This is a genomic window from Acetobacterium wieringae (assembly GCF_001766835.1).
Lineage (GTDB): Bacteria > Bacillota > Clostridia > Eubacteriales > Eubacteriaceae > Acetobacterium > Acetobacterium wieringae.
Window position 1 is genome coordinate 65772 of sequence record NZ_LKEU01000018.1, and the last position, 19771, is coordinate 85542.

Annotated in this window: 13 protein-coding genes; 5 read left to right on the forward strand and 8 right to left on the reverse strand. The window is 43.3% G+C overall.

Annotated features, from left to right (window positions below; all coding sequences use genetic code 11):
- The first annotated feature begins 193 nt into the window (after window positions 1–193).
- The 4 genes from ACWI_RS04570 (at window position 194) to ACWI_RS04585 (ending at window position 8492) form a co-directional block, all read left to right on the forward strand.
- Entirely contained in the window at window positions 194–823 is a 630-nt protein-coding gene (locus ACWI_RS04570; protein ID WP_070370249.1) for a corrinoid protein, read from the forward strand.
- A gap of 94 nt (window positions 824–917) precedes the next feature.
- Window positions 918–1901 carry a uroporphyrinogen decarboxylase family protein gene (locus ACWI_RS04575; RefSeq protein WP_070370250.1) on the forward strand — a complete coding sequence of 328 codons (984 nt, stop codon included), beginning with the start codon at window positions 918–920 and terminating at the stop codon, window positions 1899–1901.
- 514 nt (window positions 1902–2415) lie between these two features.
- A complete protein-coding gene (gene gltB, locus ACWI_RS04580) occupies window positions 2416–6999 on the forward strand; it encodes a glutamate synthase large subunit (RefSeq protein ID WP_070370306.1) in 4584 nt (1527 codons plus the stop codon).
- Window positions 7000–7016: 17 nt separating this feature from the next.
- Window positions 7017–8492, forward strand: a complete 1476-nt coding sequence (locus ACWI_RS04585; RefSeq protein WP_070370251.1) for a glutamate synthase subunit beta — start codon at window positions 7017–7019, stop codon at window positions 8490–8492.
- A 90-nt stretch (window positions 8493–8582) separates the two neighbouring features.
- On the opposite strand, the gene ACWI_RS04590 is transcribed toward ACWI_RS04585, so the two are convergent.
- The gene (locus ACWI_RS04590; protein ID WP_070370252.1) at window positions 8583–9629 is read right to left on the reverse strand and encodes a DUF389 domain-containing protein; all 1047 of its coding nucleotides are present in this window, start codon (window positions 9627–9629) and stop codon (window positions 8583–8585) included.
- A gap of 966 nt (window positions 9630–10595) precedes the next feature.
- On the opposite strand from ACWI_RS04590, the gene ACWI_RS04595 reads away from it, so the two are divergent.
- A complete protein-coding gene (locus tag ACWI_RS04595; protein WP_070370253.1) occupies window positions 10596–11378 on the forward strand; it encodes an alpha/beta fold hydrolase in 783 nt (260 codons plus the stop codon).
- Between the two features lie 130 nt (window positions 11379–11508).
- Here ACWI_RS04595 and ACWI_RS04600 read toward each other — a convergent pair whose 3' ends face one another.
- The 7 genes from ACWI_RS04600 to ACWI_RS04630 all read right to left on the reverse strand — a co-directional run bounded on the left by ACWI_RS04600 (window position 11509) and on the right by ACWI_RS04630 (window position 19633).
- The gene (locus ACWI_RS04600) at window positions 11509–13263 is read right to left on the reverse strand and encodes a bifunctional diguanylate cyclase/phosphohydrolase (protein WP_070370254.1); all 1755 of its coding nucleotides are present in this window, start codon (window positions 13261–13263) and stop codon (window positions 11509–11511) included.
- A 186-nt stretch (window positions 13264–13449) separates the two neighbouring features.
- Entirely contained in the window at window positions 13450–14478 is a 1029-nt protein-coding gene (locus ACWI_RS04605) for a 3-deoxy-7-phosphoheptulonate synthase (RefSeq protein ID WP_070370255.1), read from the reverse strand.
- Between the two features lie 108 nt (window positions 14479–14586).
- The gene (locus ACWI_RS04610; protein WP_070370256.1) at window positions 14587–16002 is read right to left on the reverse strand and encodes a sensor histidine kinase; all 1416 of its coding nucleotides are present in this window, start codon (window positions 16000–16002) and stop codon (window positions 14587–14589) included.
- A complete protein-coding gene (locus ACWI_RS04615; RefSeq protein ID WP_070370257.1) occupies window positions 15989–16723 on the reverse strand; it encodes a LytR/AlgR family response regulator transcription factor in 735 nt (244 codons plus the stop codon). The genes ACWI_RS04610 and ACWI_RS04615 overlap by 14 nt, the downstream gene beginning before the upstream one ends.
- Window positions 16724–16928: 205 nt before the next feature.
- Entirely contained in the window at window positions 16929–17906 is a 978-nt protein-coding gene (locus ACWI_RS04620) for a uroporphyrinogen decarboxylase family protein (protein WP_070370258.1), read from the reverse strand.
- 79 nt (window positions 17907–17985) lie between these two features.
- Window positions 17986–18615: a corrinoid protein gene (locus ACWI_RS04625; RefSeq protein ID WP_070370259.1), complete on the reverse strand. Its 630-nt coding sequence runs from the start codon at window positions 18613–18615 to the stop codon at window positions 17986–17988.
- A 478-nt stretch (window positions 18616–19093) separates the two neighbouring features.
- On the reverse strand, window positions 19094–19633 hold the full coding sequence (locus ACWI_RS04630) for a DUF2284 domain-containing protein (RefSeq protein ID WP_070370260.1): 540 nt from the start codon (window positions 19631–19633) through the stop codon (window positions 19094–19096).
- Window positions 19634–19771 lie beyond the last annotated feature (138 nt).

The following is a 19771-nucleotide window of genomic DNA, read 5'->3' on the forward strand; positions in this document are numbered from 1 at the left end:
TTTGGTTGTTTATTTTTATTTTACGAATTTAGTTGACTTTTTGCGATCGATCATATATATTGTAATTGCTCGCAAGCAATTACAATATTGGTTGTAAACGTGTTCGTTTTACTCATCACTTTAATGTATTTGACGATTCGCTTACGCACACACGTAAGCATCGCTAATAAAAACACCACACAAGGAGGAAAATATGTCAAAAATTCAAGAAGTCAAAGCAAAGGTCGAAGCTGGAAAATCAAAACTGGTCCCCGGACTGGTACAGGAAGCACTCGACGAAGGCAGCTCACCTGCAGAAATTCTCCAGGCCATGGTTGATTCCATGGGCATCGTTGGGGACAAATTCTCATCCGGCGAAATTTTTGTCCCGGAAATGCTAATTGCTGCCAAAGCCATGTCAAAAGGCGTGGAAGTATTAAAGCCACTGATGGCTGGCGATGGTTCCACCTCGCTGGGCACCTGCATCATCGGTACGGTTGCCGGTGACCTTCACGATATCGGTAAAAACCTGGTTTCGATGATGATTGAAAGTGCTGGTTTTGATATGGTTGATTTGGGCGTTGATGTCCCTGCTGATACCTTTGTTCAGGCGGTTAAAGACAATGCCAATGTCAAACTGGTGGCCTGTTCCGGTCTATTGACCACCACCATGCCAGCCTTAAAAGAAGCAGTACAGACCATTAAAGCCGCTCATCCGGAGATGAAAGTGATTGTTGGCGGCGCCCCGGTCACCCCAGAATATGCTGCTGAAGTCGGTGCTGATGGTTATGCCCCTGATGCCGGTAGCGCTGCCGTTAAAGCGAAAGAGCTGGTTACCGCTTAAATTCATCCTTCTTAAAAAATTAATTACAACAATTCCAAAAACCTAACATTTCCACCATTCTATTAAACATACCAAAATTTCAGGAGGTATTATTATGTTAACAAAACGACAAAACTTAATGGAAACCATCAAAGGCGGAAACCCCGATCGCTTTGTCAATCAATACGAGTTTATGGATCTGATCATGGAGGCTCCCATGGATTTACCGCTGGCACCTGCTCCTGGTACACGAGTAAAAAACAAATGGGGCATCACCTTCGATTGGCCTGCCGATCAAATCGGTTCATTTCCCATGCATGATGACGAACACAAGGCCTTAAAAGATATCACCGATTGGAAGAACCAAGTCAAAGCTCCGGCCATTGAAACCTCAGAAGAAGCCTGGGCTGCTGCCGTTGCCCATGCCAATTCAGTTGACCGCAACGACAAATTTGTCACCGCATTTTGTGCTCCTGGTATTTTTGAAATGACCCACCATCTGATGAGCATGGAAGATGCTCTGATGGCTTTGTACGAAGAACCCGAAGCCATGAAAGAACTGATCGATTATGTTGTTGAGTATGAATTGGCTTATGCCAATGAATATCTCAAACATATTCAACCCGATGCTTTATTCCATCATGACGATTGGGGCAGCCAAATCTCTACATTTATCTCTCCGGCAATGTTTGATGAGTTCATTCTGCCTGCCTACAAGAAAGTCTACGGCTTCTGGAAAGCCAATGGTGTTGAACTGATTGTTCACCACAGTGACTCCTATGCTGCGACGCTCGTTCCAGAAATGATCGAAATGGGTGTTGATATCTGGCAGGGCGTTATGACAACGAACAACGTGCCAGAATTGATCAAAAAATACGGTGGTCAAATTTCGTTTATGGGCGACATTGATAGCGGCCGGGTTGATTTCCCTGGCTGGACCCGTGAAAAAATTTATGAAGATGCGAAAAAAGCCTGCGAGGAATGTGGCAAACTCTATTTTATACCAAATTTAAGTCAAGGATTAAATATCAGCTCGTTCCCTGGGGTTTATGAAGCTACCAGCGAAGTGATCGACCAACTCAGTAAAGAAATGTTTTAAATCTTAATAGAAAAAATCAATTAGCTCTATCGGAAGCAAACTCAATGGGTTCTGTTTCATGATAGAGCTATTATTATTGAATAAAATCTTAAAAAAACATTTAGCCCGAACCCATACATCGTTGAGATTTAATCAACGTAATCTGTAAATGAATACAGGGCTTAACTGTGCGGTTTTGGCATACAATTGAACGCCATTCAAAAACACTGATTGCATTAATTTGCAAAATACATTATAAAAAAAGCGCCATTTATTCGATTCGATCAATAAATTTTTGTGGTAATTATCTGTCTTTATAGTATAATTATAAGACTCCATCTTGTCTATAACAATCGGGGATTTTTTAAGCTTAATATTTTACTAATATTTCTTTCGCTGACGATGGATACTTATAATATATATAGAAGGAAATAATAAATTCCCGTTTTATAATAATAAATACTATTGAATGTTTACTCAACCAATAGTATTCTGGTCATAACAAAAGATTTTTCTGAGGAAGGTTAAAATGCGTATGAAACACACTAGTTTACCACCAAAGCAGGGACTTTATGATCCCGCTTTCGAACATGATGCCTGTGGTATTGGAGCGATTGTCCATATCAAAGGAAAAAAATCCCATGATATTGTAAAGCAGGCCTTAACAACACTTGTTAATTTACAACACCGTGGCGGTCGGGGCTCCGAACAGAACACTGGCGATGGTGCCGGAATTCTGATCCAGATCCCCCACCAGTTTATGGAAAAAGCTTCGATTAAAGAAGGCTTTACTCTGCCCCAACCTGGCGACTATGGTTTGGGGATGTTATTTATGCCCACCGATGTCAATGAAAGAAACCAATGCGAAAGAATTCTGGAAGACATTATCATCGAAGAGGGTCAAACCCTGCTGGGCTGGCGTGATGTTCCGGTGGATCTTTGTGATCTGGGAAAAACCGCCGTTGACAGTATGCCTTTCCTCAAACAGGTGTTTATTCAAAAAGATGCGGCTTTAACCGATACCATGGATTTCGAGCGCAAGCTTTACACCATTCGAAAACAGGCTGAAAAGAAAACAAAAAAAGCCGGACTATCCTTTTACGCTGCCAGTTTTTCATCCCGTACCATCGTCTATAAAGGGATGCTAACCGAAGATCAGGTCGGTCAGTTTTATCTGGATTTACAGGATCCCGATGTGACCACTGCCATTGCCATGGTTCATTCCCGTTTCAGTACCAATACCTTCCCCAGCTGGGAAAGAGCGCACCCCAACCGCTATGTGATCCATAACGGTGAAATTAATACCCTTCGAGGCAACGTCAACTGGATGTACGCCCGTCAATCCCTGCTCCAGAGCGAGCTTTTTGGCAATGAGCTGGAAAAGACCTTCCCGGTTGTTGATGTCGATGGTAGTGACTCGTCCATCTTTGATAACACCTTTGAATTTTTGAGTCTGACCGGACGTTCTCTGGCTCACAGTGCCATGATGATGATCCCTGAACCCTGGGCCAAGCACCAAACCATGAGTCCTGAGAAAAAAGCCTTCTATAATTACCACGCCAGAATGCTGGAACCTTGGGACGGACCTGCCGCCATTGCGTTCACCGACGGTGTTCGCCTGGGTGCCGTTCTTGACCGTAACGGCCTCCGTCCTTCCCGCTACTATGTGACCAAGGACGACATGGTTATTCTTTCCTCAGAAGTCGGTGTTTTAGACATTCCCCCTGAAAACATTCTTTGCAAGGAGCGTTTAAAACCAGGACGAATGTTGATGATTGACACTGAAAAAGGTGAAATCATCAACGATGAAGATCTGAAACACGCCGTTGCATCGCAACAGCCTTACGCCGAATGGCTTGAAAAACATAACATCCCGATCACCAAATTACCAGAACCAAAGACAAAGTATGTCACTGATAAGGCAACCCTGATTCAGCGTCAAAAAACTTTCGGCTACACTTATGAAGATTTAAAAGCATTGATTATCCCAATGGCTAAAGACGGTGTTGATCCGATTGGTGCAATGGGTAACGATATTCCACTGGCCGTTTTGTCCGATAAATCCCAGGTTCTGTTTAATTACTTCAAGCAGATGTTCGCTCAGGTAACCAACCCGCCAATTGATGCCCTGCGGGAGGAATTGATCACCGGAACGGAAGTCTATCTCGGCGGCGAAGGTAACCTGATTAATCCATTGCCTGAAAGCTGCCATCAGATCAGTCTGGATATGCCTATTCTTAGCAATGAAGATCTGGAAAAAATCCGGGAGCTTAATGATCCCCGAATTAAAACCATTACCTTATCCACCTTGTTTGAAAGCAATACCGGTGGTGACGGTCTGGAAAAAGCCCTGAACGACATTTTTGCTGCCGCTGATCAGGCAATTGCTGACGGCAATACGATCATCGTCCTTTCTGACCGGGGCGTCAATGAAAAAATGGTTCCCATCCCATCGGCACTGGCGATTGCTGGTCTCCATCATCATTTGGTCAATAATTTGACCCGAACCCGAGTCAGTTTAGTTGTCGAGTCCGGCGAACCCCGGGAGGTTCATCATTTTGCCGTACTGATCGGCTATGGCGCCACCGCTGTTAATCCCTATCTGGCTTTCGAAAGCGTTGCTGACCTGATTGATCGTGGCATGTTAACCGATGTAGCCTATGAAAAAGCGGTCAAAACCTATATCAAAACCGTCAGTAAAGGGGTCATCAAGGTTCTGTCAAAAATGGGTATCTCAACCATTCTGAGTTATCATGGTGCCCAAATTTTTGAAGCCGTGGGGATCAACTCCGAAGTTATTGATAAATACTTCACTCGAACCCCTTCGCGAATCGAAGGGATTGGCATCAACGAAATCGCCCGGGAATCACAAATGCGTCATGATGAGGCCTACCGTAATCCCTTTGGCGATGCCAATGCACTGGAATCCGGCGGTAATTTTCAATGGCGGGCCGATGGTGAATATCACACCTATAACCCCGAAGCTGTTTATAAACTGCAAACTGCCTGCCGAAACGGTGATTATCAGACCTATCAGGAATACACAGCTCTGATTAACGAACAAAGCCAACGAACCTGTACGTTAAGAGGCATGATGACTTTTAAAGATCTTGCGCCGATTTCCATTGATGAAGTTGAATCCGTCGAAAGCATTTGTACCCGCTTTAAAACCGGAGCGATGTCCTACGGTTCGTTAAGCAGCGAAGCCCATGAATGTCTGGCCATTGCCATGAACCGGATTGGTGGCAAGAGTAATACCGGTGAAGGCGGCGAAGATCCCGAACGACACATTCCTCTGCACAATGGCGATTCCCGACTCAGTGCCATTAAACAGGTGGCGTCCGGTCGTTTTGGCGTGACCAGCCACTATCTGTCCAGTGCCCAGGAAATTCAGATCAAAATGGCCCAGGGTGCAAAACCAGGGGAAGGTGGACAATTGCCAGGTCGTAAAGTTTACCCCTGGGTTGCCAAGACCCGCTATTCAACACCTGGTGTCGGCTTGATTTCACCACCGCCACACCATGATATTTATTCCATTGAGGATTTAGCCGAGCTGATTCATGACTTGAAAAATGCCAACCGTGAAGCCAGTATCAATGTCAAACTGGTTTCTGAAGTTGGTGTTGGAACCATTGCCGCTGGTGTTGCCAAAGCAAAAGCCGATGTGATTCTAATCAGTGGTTACGATGGCGGTACTGGCGCCTCACCGCGAACCAGTATCCGACACGCCGGTTTACCCTGGGAACTTGGACTGGCGGAAACCCATCAGACGCTGGTACTCAATAACCTGAGAACCCGGGTAAAAGTTGAAACGGACGGTAAACTGCTTACGGGTAAAGATTTAGCGGTGGCAACCTTACTGGGCGCTGAGGAATACGGCTTTGCGACTGCACCACTGGTTATTCTTGGTTGTGTTATGATGCGGGTCTGCCATCTGGATACCTGCCCGGTTGGGGTGGCAACACAAAACCCTGAGCTACGCAAGCGATTTACGGGTGATCCTGGTCATGTTGTTAACTTTATGAAATTTATTGCCCAGGAACTGCGGGAAATCATGGCCGAACTCGGTTTTCGAACCATTGATGAAATGGTTGGCCGTTCCGATAAACTGGAAATGAACAAAGCCATTGATCATTGGAAAACCAAAGGACTGGATTTCTCCAGTATTTTATACCAACCAGCCATTCCAGAAGGCGGCGGTTTATATTGTCAAATCAAGCAAAACCACAATATCGAAAAATCCAAGGATCTAACCGAACTCCTGGCACTCTGCCAACCTGCTTTGGAAAAAGCTGAAAAAGTGGTCATTAACACCACAATTAAAAATGTCAACCGGGTTGTCGGTACCATCGTCGGAAATGAAGTTACCAAACGCTATGGTGAAGCTGGTCTTCCTGAAGACACCATCACCATTAACCTCAAAGGTTCTTCCGGACAAAGTCTTGGTGCCTTTATGCCCAAAGGCATGACCATCAAGCTGGAAGGTGATGCCAACGACTATTTCGGTAAAGGCTTATCCGGTGGAAAAATGGTCATTTATCCACCTAAAGAAGCGACCTTTGTTCCAGAAGAAAACATCATCGTTGGAAATGTCGCCTTTTACGGCGCCACCGAAGGCGAGGCTTTTATTCGAGGTGCCGCCGGTGAACGTTTCTGTGTAAGAAACAGCGGTGTTACTGCCGTTGTTGAAGCAGTGGGCGATCATGGTTGTGAATACATGACCGGCGGAAAGGTCGTCATTCTGGGAAAAACCGGGCGAAATTTTGCCGCCGGAATGTCCGGTGGAATTGCTTATGTGCTGGACTTGGATGAAAACTTCTGTGAATCCTGCAATGCTGAAATGGTTGATCTGGTAAAAATCACCGATGCGGTCGAATTGGCTGAGCTTAAAGAGTTGATCATCAAACACCATGATTATACCAACAGCTCACTGGCTCAAAAAATCCTGGATGACTTTGATCACTACGCAAAACAATTCACCAAGGTTTTACCTCGAGATTATAAACGGATGCTGGATGCCATGGAACGGGTTAAAGCCCTCGGTCTTACCGGCGATGAGGCCTTAATGGCGGCTTTCGAAGAAAATAACCGGGATCTGTCCCGGGTAAGTGGAAACTAGAGAGGAGGTAAACAATTATGGGAAAATCAACAGGATTTTTAGAATATAACCGGGAAGTGCCCAAGGATCGGGAACCTCTTGAACGGATTAAAGACTGGCAGGAATTTCATTTAGAGCTGCCGGAAGAAAAACAACGTCTTCAGGGCGCCCGCTGTATGGATTGCGGCGTACCCTATTGCCACTCTGGCATGATGATTGCTGGCGGCGCCTCTGGCTGCCCAATTCATAATTTAATCCCTGAATGGAATGATATGATTTACAAGGGGTTGTGGAAAGAAGCCCTAATTCGACTGCTTAACACCAATAATTTCCCTGAATTCACTGGCCGGGTTTGCCCGGCTCCCTGTGAAGGGGCCTGCACCGTCGGCTTAAACCAACCACAGGTAACCATCAAAACCAATGAATGCACCATCATCGATCATGCTTTTAAAGAAGGCTGGATTACGCCAAACCCACCAAAACTGCGAACCGATAAAAAAATCGCCGTGGTGGGCTCCGGACCAGCTGGCCTGGCCTGTGCGGCGGAACTCAATAAAGCTGGCCATAATGTTACAGTTTACGAGCGGGCCGACCGGATTGGGGGACTGCTGATGTATGGTATCCCCAACATGAAGCTGGATAAGATTGCTGTCGTTCAGCGTCGGGTTGACCTGATGACCGCCGAAGGAATTAACTTTGTCACCCGTACCGAGGTCGGTAAAGACTACGCCGTTGCCGATTTAAAAGCTGATTACGATGCGGTGGTTTTATGTGGTGGCGCCACCAAACCCCGGGATCTGCCAGTGGAAGGCCGAAATCTTAAAGGCGTTGATTTCGCAATCAACTTTTTATCAGCCAACACCAAAAGCCTGCTGGACTCCAACCTGACCGATGGCAACTATACATCTGCCAAAGACAAGCATGTGGTCATTATCGGGGGTGGTGATACTGGTACCGACTGTGTGGCCACCTCGATCCGTCATGGCTGTAAAAGCGTGCTGCAATTGGAAATCATGCCAAAACCGCCGACCTCCCGAGCAGAAACCAATCCCTGGCCGGAATGGCCCAAAACCTACAAGCTGGATTATGGTCAGGAAGAAGCAGTGGCCCTGTATGGCAGTGATCCCCGCCAATACTGTACCACCACTAAAAAAATTGTCGGCGATGCCGAAGGCCATGTTAAAGAAGTCCATACCGTCGAAATTGAGTGGATTGCTGATGAAAACGGACGGATGACCATGAAGGAAATCCCCGGAACTGAAAAGGTGCTGCCAGCAGATCTGGTTTTACTGGCGATGGGCTTTCTGGGACCGGATGACCTGCTGGTTGACCAACTGGGTCTGGATCGGGATCCCCGCTCCAATGTCAAAGCCGATTACGGTGTTTACCAAACCAGTGTGGACACTATCTTTGCTGCCGGTGATATCCGTCGGGGCCAAAGTCTGGTGGTCTGGGCCATCAATGAAGGCCGTGAAGCCGCCCGAGCCTGTCACAATTATTTAACTAAAAAATAAATTGCTTCTTATCTCATCTAAAACAGCCACAAAATCCAAACTGGATCGTGTGGCTGTTTTTAGGTTCATCTTAATCTTTGGGTGAGTGTTTTAGACAATCACAATCTCACCTTCCAATATGCCGGCACTGTTTTCTTTTTCAAAATAGTTAAAGAGAGTCGTTCGGATGTCCTGAACCACTTCCAGGGTGTAGCCTTCCAATCCATAGTCGGCCATATTTGTTGTGATCCGATCAATCTGATCCGGGCTGTAAACTTCCCCAATCAAATCCAGTCGCAGATTTTTTCTTTCCGGGTCAATGGTTGCTCGCATGGTGGTGGTTGTCGACGAATCGACTTCAGCATTCACAAATGATTGAACCTTACCCGTAAGATGCTGGTTCAGTATCGAATCAATCGACACATAGATTGCGGAAACCGCTGCCGGAATGGTGATCAGAATCATCCCAATAATGATCCCCCGCTTTAAAATTTTATTGAAGCGCTCTTTAACCACCGCAGCTTGCTTGAGCTGCAGCAGCTTACAAAAAGCAAAGGTTGCCAGCATAATAAAAAAAGCATTAATCAGAAATAAATAAGCTGCCGGGAAAATATAATCCGGGTTGCTGTTGGCGATGCCATAGCCTACGGTACACATTGGCGGCATGAGTGCAGTGGCAATGGCAACACCGGGAATGACATTGGTTTTTTCTTTTCTGGTTATTCCGATGACCCCGGCGGTTCCACCAAAAAAGGCAATCAACATATCAAAAAAAGATGGCCCGGTTCTGGCGATCAATTCACTGGTGGCCTCATGAATCGGGGTCAGCGAGAAATAAATGGAAGCGCCAATCAGGGCAATAATAATCTGAATCATAAAATTAAGGGCGGCATTTCGTAGCAATAACCCGTCATAGGTCGCCAGACTATAGCCCATGGCAATGATCGGATTCATCAGCGGTGATATGAGCATCGCTCCAATAATAACCGCCGTTGAATTGGTGTTTAAACCAACCGAAGCGACAATAATGGCACAGAAAAGAATAATCAACGGGGCACCCTTTAGCTTCACACCAGCTACAATACTTTCGTGGATAGCATCGGCACCCATCTGATCGGATCGGATATCAAATAAACCATTTTTAAGATAATCAATCATGCTAAATCTCCCAATCTCATTTGCTTATTGTCTTTTATTACCCAATCGAGCATTAAACAAACCTCACTTTTTTATGATTATCAAAAAACTGACTTCTAAACTCCACCCATTTTCTAGCGCTCATTTTTATAGATCCGTCCAACCACAAAAAAGCTGAAAGCCGATTCCACAATTAATTCTGTAGAATCGGCCTCAGCTTACAATCTCAGTTGTCATTTTTTGGGACTCACCCCTTTCTGCTTATCAAAAATCTTCCGCTTCGCATTTCCAATGTAAATAGTTCACTTGCTCCAGGGATTATCTTACTTTTTATTTCGCTTTTACGATCCTTTTCTGCCGATTTTGCATTGGGGATTTTTTATGAAATAAATTTCTGAACAATCTGTTCTCTCGTCCAAATTTCTCCCGTTTGTTACGCTGAATTTCAATTGAAAATCATCTTCTCTTCTCACATTGATTACCTATTCTTGATCCATTATTTTTATTATGAACACATCTTTTTAAATGTGCTGATCATAATGTCAATACCGATCGCCAATAAATCTGACTGTGATTAACGATGTACTCCTCAATTCTAATGACTTTAAGAATTTTTCCACCGTAGAGTGTATGATCGAAAAATCAGTTCCTTGAAGTTTATCTCTGACCTTCTTACAATCTGATAATCTTCTCCCTGATTTTTTCATTCGGTTAAGTGATTCTTTACTTTTCTATGAACCTGTCATTAAATTGGAAAAGGATTTGGTTGATCCTTGATTCAATTATATTGTATCATGTTTATGGCAAAAGTAAACAACTATGCTGTAAACGTTTGTAACTCTTTTGTAAAGAATCGATCTGGCTTTATTATGCCATTTTAAAAAATAATGCTCCGATCTTTTTTTTAATATTTATCGCCTTTTGTTAATAAATTCCCTCATTAAGGGTATTAAGTAAATGGTTATTCTTTCAAAGAGAGGTGTTGTAATGGTAAGAGTTGAAGACATTAGTATGAGCTACCAAGTTTATGGATCCGGATACCCTCTGCTTTTAATAATGGGTTATGGTGGAACCATGAACCTGTGGGAGGAACGGTTTTTACGTTCGCTGTCAAAAAAATACAAGGTGATTGTCTTTGACAACCGCGGCATGGGTGAAACCAGTTCTGGTCATAAGCCTTTCACAATTGAACAGTTTGCTGAAGATACTTATGAAATGCTGGTTGCCTTAAAAATAGAACGAGCCCATGTACTTGGGTGGTCCATGGGGGCATCAATTGCTCAGGAGTTAGCCTTAAGGCATCCTGAAATTGTTAACAAACTGATTCTATACGCTTCACTTTGTCATCCGGAAATCTTTCCTCCTGAACCAAAGGTTCTTTTCCGGCTTGAAAACACACTGGGAATTCCCTCTGAAAAAGGTTATGAGTGGCTGCGACTGATCTTCCCTCCTGAGTGGATAAAAAATAATCCGGATCGCATTCGGGAAATATTTCATCGCCCGCTGGGGGTTATGAATCCTGATTCGATCCTGAAACAAGCTGATGCGATCAACAAGTGGGAAGGTTCCTGTAATCGCATTCCTTTTCTAAAACACGAAACTCTGGTTATTGATGGTAAAGACGATTTGATTCTCCCTTCCGAAAATGCCGAATATCTGGCCAGTCGATTGCCGAACTCCAAGCTCATTTTGATCCCCGAAGCAGGACATGGCTTAATGTTTCAAAAACCGGATAAATTCACGTTAATCATTAATCTATTTCTTGACTGATACAACCGGTTCGTCCTTTAAATTTTGCAAACTCACAGCAACGCTGTTCCATAATAGATAATTCATTGCATGACTTGAGGCTGGTTTCTAAACGAAGAGACCAGCCTTACTTATATATCATTTTTTCTGGCTATCGGTTTATGCTAAAGATTTCCTCACAGACCGGATTTTTCTGCATAATTCCAACGAATAACGAAACAATATCGGGATCAAACTGTGAACCCGCATTTTTCTGAATTTCAGCTAAGGCATTTTGGCAATTTGTTGCTTTTTGGTAGATTCGGTTCTCAGTCATGGCATCATAGGCATCTGTGATTGCGATAATCCGTGACAACAGCGGAATCTCTTCTCCGACTAGGCCTTTCGGGTAACCACTACCATCCCAATGCTCGTGATGGCAAAGAATATATTCAGCGATCGATACCAGCTCTGGTGAAGCGCAAGCAATACGATAGCCAATTTCTGGGTGCTTTTTCATTTCAATCCATTCTTTTTCAGTCAGTTTTCCAGGTTTTGCCAGAATCCGATCATCAATTCCGACCTTGCCAATATCATGAAGTGTCGCCAGTAATTCCAGATTGTCCAGTTCGATTTGGGAAAGATTGAGGGCTTGACCAATCATTCGCGACAAAGCCGCCAAGCGTTCAGAATGCTCCTCGGTTTCATGGCTTTTTTCATACATCGTCGCTTTGATTGAAGCAATAATAGCGCTATGTGAGCTGCGTTGCTCCAGTAGTTTGCGCTGGTTCATGTATAATTCAGCTCTTTTAATAGTTTCCTTCAAATCGCCATGGGGTTCTTCTTTTGTTCCCGAACCCAAGGCCACATTAATATGAAATGCCTCATTCAAAATCCGCCGATTATGTTCAGCAAAACTTTGCTTTATTTCTTCCATCTGTTTCAGCGCCGCTTCCCGGGATGTTTTTGGCATCAGGATACTAAATTCATCACCTCCGGTTCTGGCAACTATTTCACCCTTCTGACAACTGTTTTTCATGATCCGGGATGTTTCAATGATCATCCGATCTCCAGCTTCATGGCCAAAGGCATCATTCATCAGTTTAATCCCATTGATGTCACCAATTATAATTGAAATCGGCAACTGTTCATTGATGTTAATCCGCTTTTGCTCTTCCTCCCAAAAGAGACGATTGTACAACCCCGTCAGATGGTCATGATAACTTAAATATCGGTATTTTTGCTCACTGGCTTCCAGACTTTTTTGGGATCTGATAATGATTTTTGCTTGTTTCTCAAGCCCCTCATAAATGATTTGGATAACAAATAACAAACCAATTCCCAGGATCTGACTGCTGATGGCAACGATCGGCCATCTTGATCCGTAATCAGCAATGGCAAATTCATTGAAAAAACTGCTGAACAACAGCACTGTAATAACCAGAAAAGCAAACAGATTAAAAGCAATAAATTTCAAAACCCATTTTTTATCCAGCAGCGACCCCGATAACACCAGCACCACTGTCACACATACCATTCCGGCTCCCATGGGTCCAGCCACAATCAGCACCAGCACACTGGCAAAATAGCCGGTCAGCAGGAAAAAGAGTTTTTTGATTCGAAGATTGATCTTATGATTAAGCAGAACAAAGACGGAGACAAAATACAGTAAAAACTCCATAACCGATACCACATACTTGCCTTCCTCATAAAACAGATAGGCACCGTAAAAGAACAGAATCGGCCCCAACAGAATAAAATAGAAGGTAATATCATAAAATAAATGATTCTTTAGATAATTGAGATCCCGATCTCGATTCCCCTCTCCGTTGTTTTTTATATTATAAGTAATGGCTCTCAGGTTTTTTAACCGCATTTTTATGAAGCCCATCATAACAGCAATCTTTTGTCTGATTATCTGATTCATCCTTCATAACCCTTTCAACACATACTGGAACTGTCATATTTCTATAGATATAAATGCTTAGTAATTTGATACCCCCTGTTTATACGTTTAGTCACCTGCCTTTTTAAATATCCCATTTCTGATCGTTTTTAAGCATTAAAAAACCGCCAATTGTTCATTGACAGACAATTGACGGTTTTTTATTTACTATACTTTTTCAGCAATGGTTCGAATTAACTCTTCTGAAGCTTTCCATCCCAGGCAGGAATCAGTAATGGATTTGCCATATACCCCACCATCGACTGGCTGGTTCCCTTCTTCAATGTAACTTTCAATCATCAGACCCTTCACATACTTTTTCAAGCTGGCGTCATAATGACGATTACGCAGGATTTCCCTGGCAATTCGGGGCTGTTCACCAAAACGCTTGTTGGAGTTGGCATGATTCAAGTCAATGATAACGGCAGGGCAGGAAAAATCCCGCTTTTCATATAACTTAATCAGATGCATAATATCTTCATAATGATAGTTGGGATAGTTGCGTCCATGCTGATCCACCGATCCGCGCATAATCGCATGGGTCAGCGGATTTCCATTTGTTTTTACTTCCCAACCCCGGTAGATAAAGGTGTGCCCTGCCTGAGCGGCCTGAATGGAATTCAGCATTACTGTAATATCACCACTCGTCGGGTTTTTCATTCCCACCGGAATTTCCAGACCCGAGACCGTTAACCGATGTTTCTGATTTTCCACCGATCGGGCCCCGATCGCCACATAACTGAGCAAATCTTCCAGGTAGGCATAGTTTTCGGGATATAACATTTCATCCGCACAGGACAAACCTGTTTCTTCAATGGAACGGATATGCAATTGGCGAATGGCTTTAATCCCTTCAACCATGTTTGCCTCTTTGTTTGCATCCGGTTGATGAAGCATCCCCTTATACCCTTCGCCGGTGGTTCGTGGTTTATTGGTATATATTCGCGGAATGATGATAATCTTATCGGCCACTTCCTTCTGAATTGCACTTAAACGATTCACATAATCAATCACGGCTGTTTCATTATCTGCTGAACAAGGCCCAATGATTAAGATGAAGCGATCGTCCTTTCCTTCAAACACATCTCGGATCATCTGATCCCGCTGGGTTTTTATTTTTTTGCCCGTTTCAGATAAAGGCATCATTTTCAAAATTTCACTGGGTGAGGGGATTTCCTGGATCAACTCAAAACTCATTTGTTACTCCCTTTTTCACAATTTTTCGCCAAAATTTACCCCGATCTGACCGCTGCCGGTAATTCTGACCGTTGTATCGACACTTTTAGTTTGTATTTATTATAGTGATTAATGTTCCAACTGACAAGGATTATTATTGATTCCCCGGCCATCCCAGATCGATAGACGATCCGGAGCCATTGTCCGGCTAGTATTGGACAGTACAACCGCCACGCTAAAGATCTGATCATCTGCTTCAAATCGAGCTTCGCCGTCATATTTTTGAGCGATGGCGGTCACCGACGCAATCCCAATACCAGATGACTGCTCTCTTTTCTGGGAAAGGTAGACGCCATTTTTCATTGAAATTTTCCCACTAAAACGATTGTCCACCGTAATATATAACTTGTTGCCAATAAACTGGGATGCCAGTTTAATCATCTTTTCCCCTGAGGTGATTCGCCGGTTGGCTTCCAGGGCATTTTCCAGAACATTTCCAAAAACCACACATAAATCCGTTTCATCAATTTTTAAATCCTGGGGCACCATTGCTTCAATGGTAAAATCAATCGCTTCCAGTTTGCAAATATTGGCGTAATAGCCTAATATGGCATTAACAGCATCATTTTTGCAATACATAATATCGGCGATACTCAAGCGGTTCCCCAGCAATTCGGCGATGTAGCTTTCTGCCTTGTCCCCATTCTTCTGTTGGATCAATCCCAGTACTGCGTTTAAATGATGCCTCAGGTCATGTTCACCTTTGCGGGTCTCTTCAATACAGATCCCGAATTTCTTATAATACTCCGACTGAAACAGTAATTGTTGTTTAATCACCTCATTGCTTTCGGCCAGAAGGATGTTTTTCTGAGTTTGTTCCAGCATTTCAATGACTACATAATAAATCAGGTAAAAGCCTAAAAAAGAAACCAGATTAAACACCAGAAACTGCCATTGCGCAATCAGGGTCGCATTCAGAGCACCAAAAGCCAAACTGATAATATAGTAAACCATCGGGATAATCCAGAGGTACCCCCAGGCCTTGTTGCGGGTCGCCATCACCTGTCTAATTTTCTTTCTGAAAAAAATCCATACCAGGGGATACGTTAACACCAGAATTGCGCATTGAAACAGGTTAAAGTAGAAAGAATAGGAGATTTGAACATAAACCCGATGCAATCCATACGTCAGATAAGCAATCTCCAGAAATTTGGCCATGGTAACAATAAACTCGGCATAGCTTTTAACCAGCAGTCCAACAAACAAAAGTTTAGCAGGCGTTCCCCGAACCATTGCGGTATAAACCCCCAGGTAGAGCAATAAAAAAAAGACGCTGTGAAAAGCACGCAAACTGTTCCAATTCGGAACCCATTCAATGATCATGATCACTGAAATGATGTTTAATACCATACACAAGGTACCCGCAGCGATTACCGTTTTTTTTGAATACCGGAGCTGCTTCCAGACCGGTATAAAGGCTAGAATAAAATAGGGGCCTATTGATAAAGCAATCCCCCAAACAATGTTCAGATTACTGCTTAGCACTGACTTCACCTCTGACTTTTGTAAATATAAAATCCAAATACTTTTGACGAACGGCGACACTGTTACTGCGGGTGATTCCCACCCGATCACCATTATTCATAATGAAATCAGTGGTAGTGTAATCCTCGACGTGATTCATATTAATGATGCTGCAACGATGGCAGCGCAAAAAGGGTCTACCGCCTAGCATATTTTCTAGCTGAGATAAGGGCAGATAGGTCTTGATTTCTTCATTTTCCGTATGGATTACCGAGATCTTATTAAACACTTCCACATAAATAATATCTTTCAATCGAACGGCTACTTCCAGTTTTCCATTGGGAACCCGGATCACCTGAAGCTCCTTAGACAAAACTACCAGACAACGATCCAATGCTTCAAAGATTTTATCTTTCGTGATTGGCTTGATGATGTAGTGCTGGGCTTTTAACTCAAAGCCTTCGATGGCAAAATCCCTGCTTGATGTAATAAAAACCATTTGGCAGTCTTCACCTAAATTTCGCAGCCTTTTCCCAATTTCGATGCCATTGCCCTCTTCCAAATATATATCTAAAAAGACGATACAAAATGATTCGGGCTGATAATGGGCCCAAAAATCCACCGCCGTCGAAAAAAAAGAGATTTCGAAATCACAGCAATTAATGGCACTGTATTCTTTTAAATACCACTCAATTCTTTCCTGGTGTTCCTGTTCATCTTCACAAACTGCTATATAAACCATGCTGTCCTCCATCTGACCGTTGATTCATTAACTGTTTTTTGATAATTTTATCATATTCAATCCGATTTCACAATTTATTTGCAACTTCCAGACAGTGTGAAAGAGATATTTCGCCGTGTATTTGATAAGTAAAATTCAAAACCCGCTGAGAATCAATAAAAATTCTCAGCGGGTTTCTTTCTATCTTATTTTTTGAGTCGTTTTTCTAAAACATTAAGGCGCTCATTTTATCAATGGCTTCATCGTTTGATTCATAAACACCTGGGAAGCAACCAAAATTTAAACCATGGCTGGCCCCGGGAATAAAATAGAGCTTTCCACATCGTTCGCAGGCTTCCTTTGTTTTTTCAAAGACAATCTCCGGTGTCCAACCTGGGAAGTCAATGACACCACTGTCAATATCACCCATAAACGAAATTTGACCACCATATTTTTTGATCAGTTCGGGTACGTTATTGGTTGTCATGACCCCCTGCCAAATGTCGATTCCCATTTCAATCATCGCTGGAACCAGGTTGGCGGCATAGGAATCGCTATGATGAACAATCAACTCTACCCCGTTATCCTTGTAAAAACCATAGATTTTTTTATAAGCCGGAACAAAGAACTCCTCAAACATTTCCGGTGATACAAACGAAGAACGTTGGCTACCCCAGTCATCATGATGGAAAATACAATCGGGATGGAGGCGGCTAACCATTTCTTTGGCATAAGCCAGTTCATACTCAACCAGATAATCAATCAAATCATGCATCGCTTCGGGTTCTTCATACAGGGCCATCAAGGCATCTTCCATGCTCATCAGATGATGGGTCATTTCGAAGATTCCCGGCGCTACAAAGGCAGTTACAAATTCTTCATTGCGATCGACGGCATTCGCATGAGCAACCGCTGCTGCCCAGGCTTCATCTGACGTTTCCACCGCTGGTGCTTTTACCTGACTGCGCCAATCGGTGATATCTTTTAAAACCTTGTGCGCATCATCATGAATCGGAAAACCACCCAATTGACCTTCCGGCCAGGTAAAGGTAATTCCCCAGCCATTTTTTATTGTCTGTCCCGGCCCGCACATGGCTCCGATGGGCGCTTCCATAATCAAATTCATAAACTCATATTGTTTTACAAAGCGATCGGGATTTCCACCTTTAATGGTTTCCAGTAAATTCTGTCTTTTTGTCAGCATTCTAATACCTCCTAAAATTATATGGATCGTTGTGAACCTGCCTTGAGCAACGCCCGCTTGTTCTTTTAAACCGATACTGTTATGCGGTTACCAATTCTTTGGCTTTAACTGCCGCACTTCCGGCATCAGGAGCATAGCCATCAGCACCAACTTCAGTTGCGTACTCTGGCGTAACTGGCGCCCCACCAACGATTACTTTTAAATCCGGATACGCCGTTTTAATCGTCTGAACCGCTTCTTTCAAGGCTGGCATGGTCGTCGTCAGCAGACCGGAACAGGCTACCAGCTTGACATTTGCATTATCCTTTACTGCTTGAACAAAGGTATCAGCCGGGACGTCAACGCCCAGATCGACCATATCAAAACCGGCACTTTCAATCATCATCGAAACCAGGTTTTTACCGATATCATGAAGATCACCAGCCACCGTTCCGATAACACAAGTACCCAGCGAAGCTGAACCGTCACCAGCCATCAGCGGTTTTAACACTTCTACACCTTTAGACATGGCTTTAGCGGCAATCAGCATTTCCGGTACAAAGATTTCCCCGGATGAGAATTTATCCCCGACCACACCCATTGAATCCACCATGGCCTGAAGAATTTCTGCCGGTGCACTGCCTTCATCTAGGGCTTCCTGAACCAATACCGGAACCAGCTTTGACTTTCCAGCTTCAACCTTTGCTTTTACTTCTTCGATTTTTGACATTTTTTCCTCCAATTTTAAAATCGATTTATGATATCTGGATGATATCGGTTATATTAACGATTCCACGTGTGTGCGTGTAATCCCTAATTTCTGATACGATGACGTAACGACTGATGCTAGTTTTACAACTGTTAAGTTCTCAAATAGCCGTTATTTCGGGAATGTGATAGCGATTACATCGCTTGACTGGATCACTTTTGTGCCATTCTTTTTTACAGCACTCGTTGGCTGCCTGATTTAATCACTTTCGCAACTGAGACAATTTTAAATCAATTTAATGTTTATGTCAACAGTTATTTATAAAATCAAGCGCTTTTACTAATTAGGAAATCATGGCTATTTACAAATCAAATCAGTCTCCGTTTTTTCCGACTATTAAGTTAATATAAAAAATCTCCCTTTCCGGGTTGGCGCTTACAGCCCGACGGAAAGGGAGATCATATTTGCTATCTGTTAAAAGGGTTCCGTGGCAAACTGACTAGTTAAATAATACACACCCAACATAGGTTAGGGTATTAGGGCCATAGTAATATTCAAGCTGATTTAGTTTACACAAGTCACTAACAAGAATTCCAAAGGCTTCCATGGATGAGAAGGCTTTCTCGGGAAAGCGGCAGGCATCTTCTGGATAGGTACATTTTTGACACAGTGAACAACATCCATCGCCCAGTGGAAGCATATCCGCTTTTTTTTCAAACAGGGCTTCAACCAGCCGATCAAAGCTGGCATTGTGCTTGTTCTTGATCTCTTCCATCCCTTCAAAATCAAAACTGTCTTCTAATTCGCCGGTGGTTTGAACAATCACGCCATGCTTGTAATTTTTTACCTTTGTTCCACATTCTTCCAATGTTCCGCATCCCGGTGGACATGCCCAATTGGTATCATAGATCTGACACTTATTATCGGCACACATTTGTCTGACTTCGGGGTTTAAATCAATGGTGGAAACCTCAAGTTTGGCTGCTCTCGTAAATCCACTTTTATCGGCCAGATCCAATACTTCTGCTAATTCGATCATTTCGTTTTCTCCGCTTTCCTGTGATAACTATTTTTAGTTTTCACTAAATTAATGATAATTTTAGCACATTTTTTCGTATAAATATAGCCTTTTCTTGAACAACCATACAATAACAAACTCTTACTCGCATTTAATTTC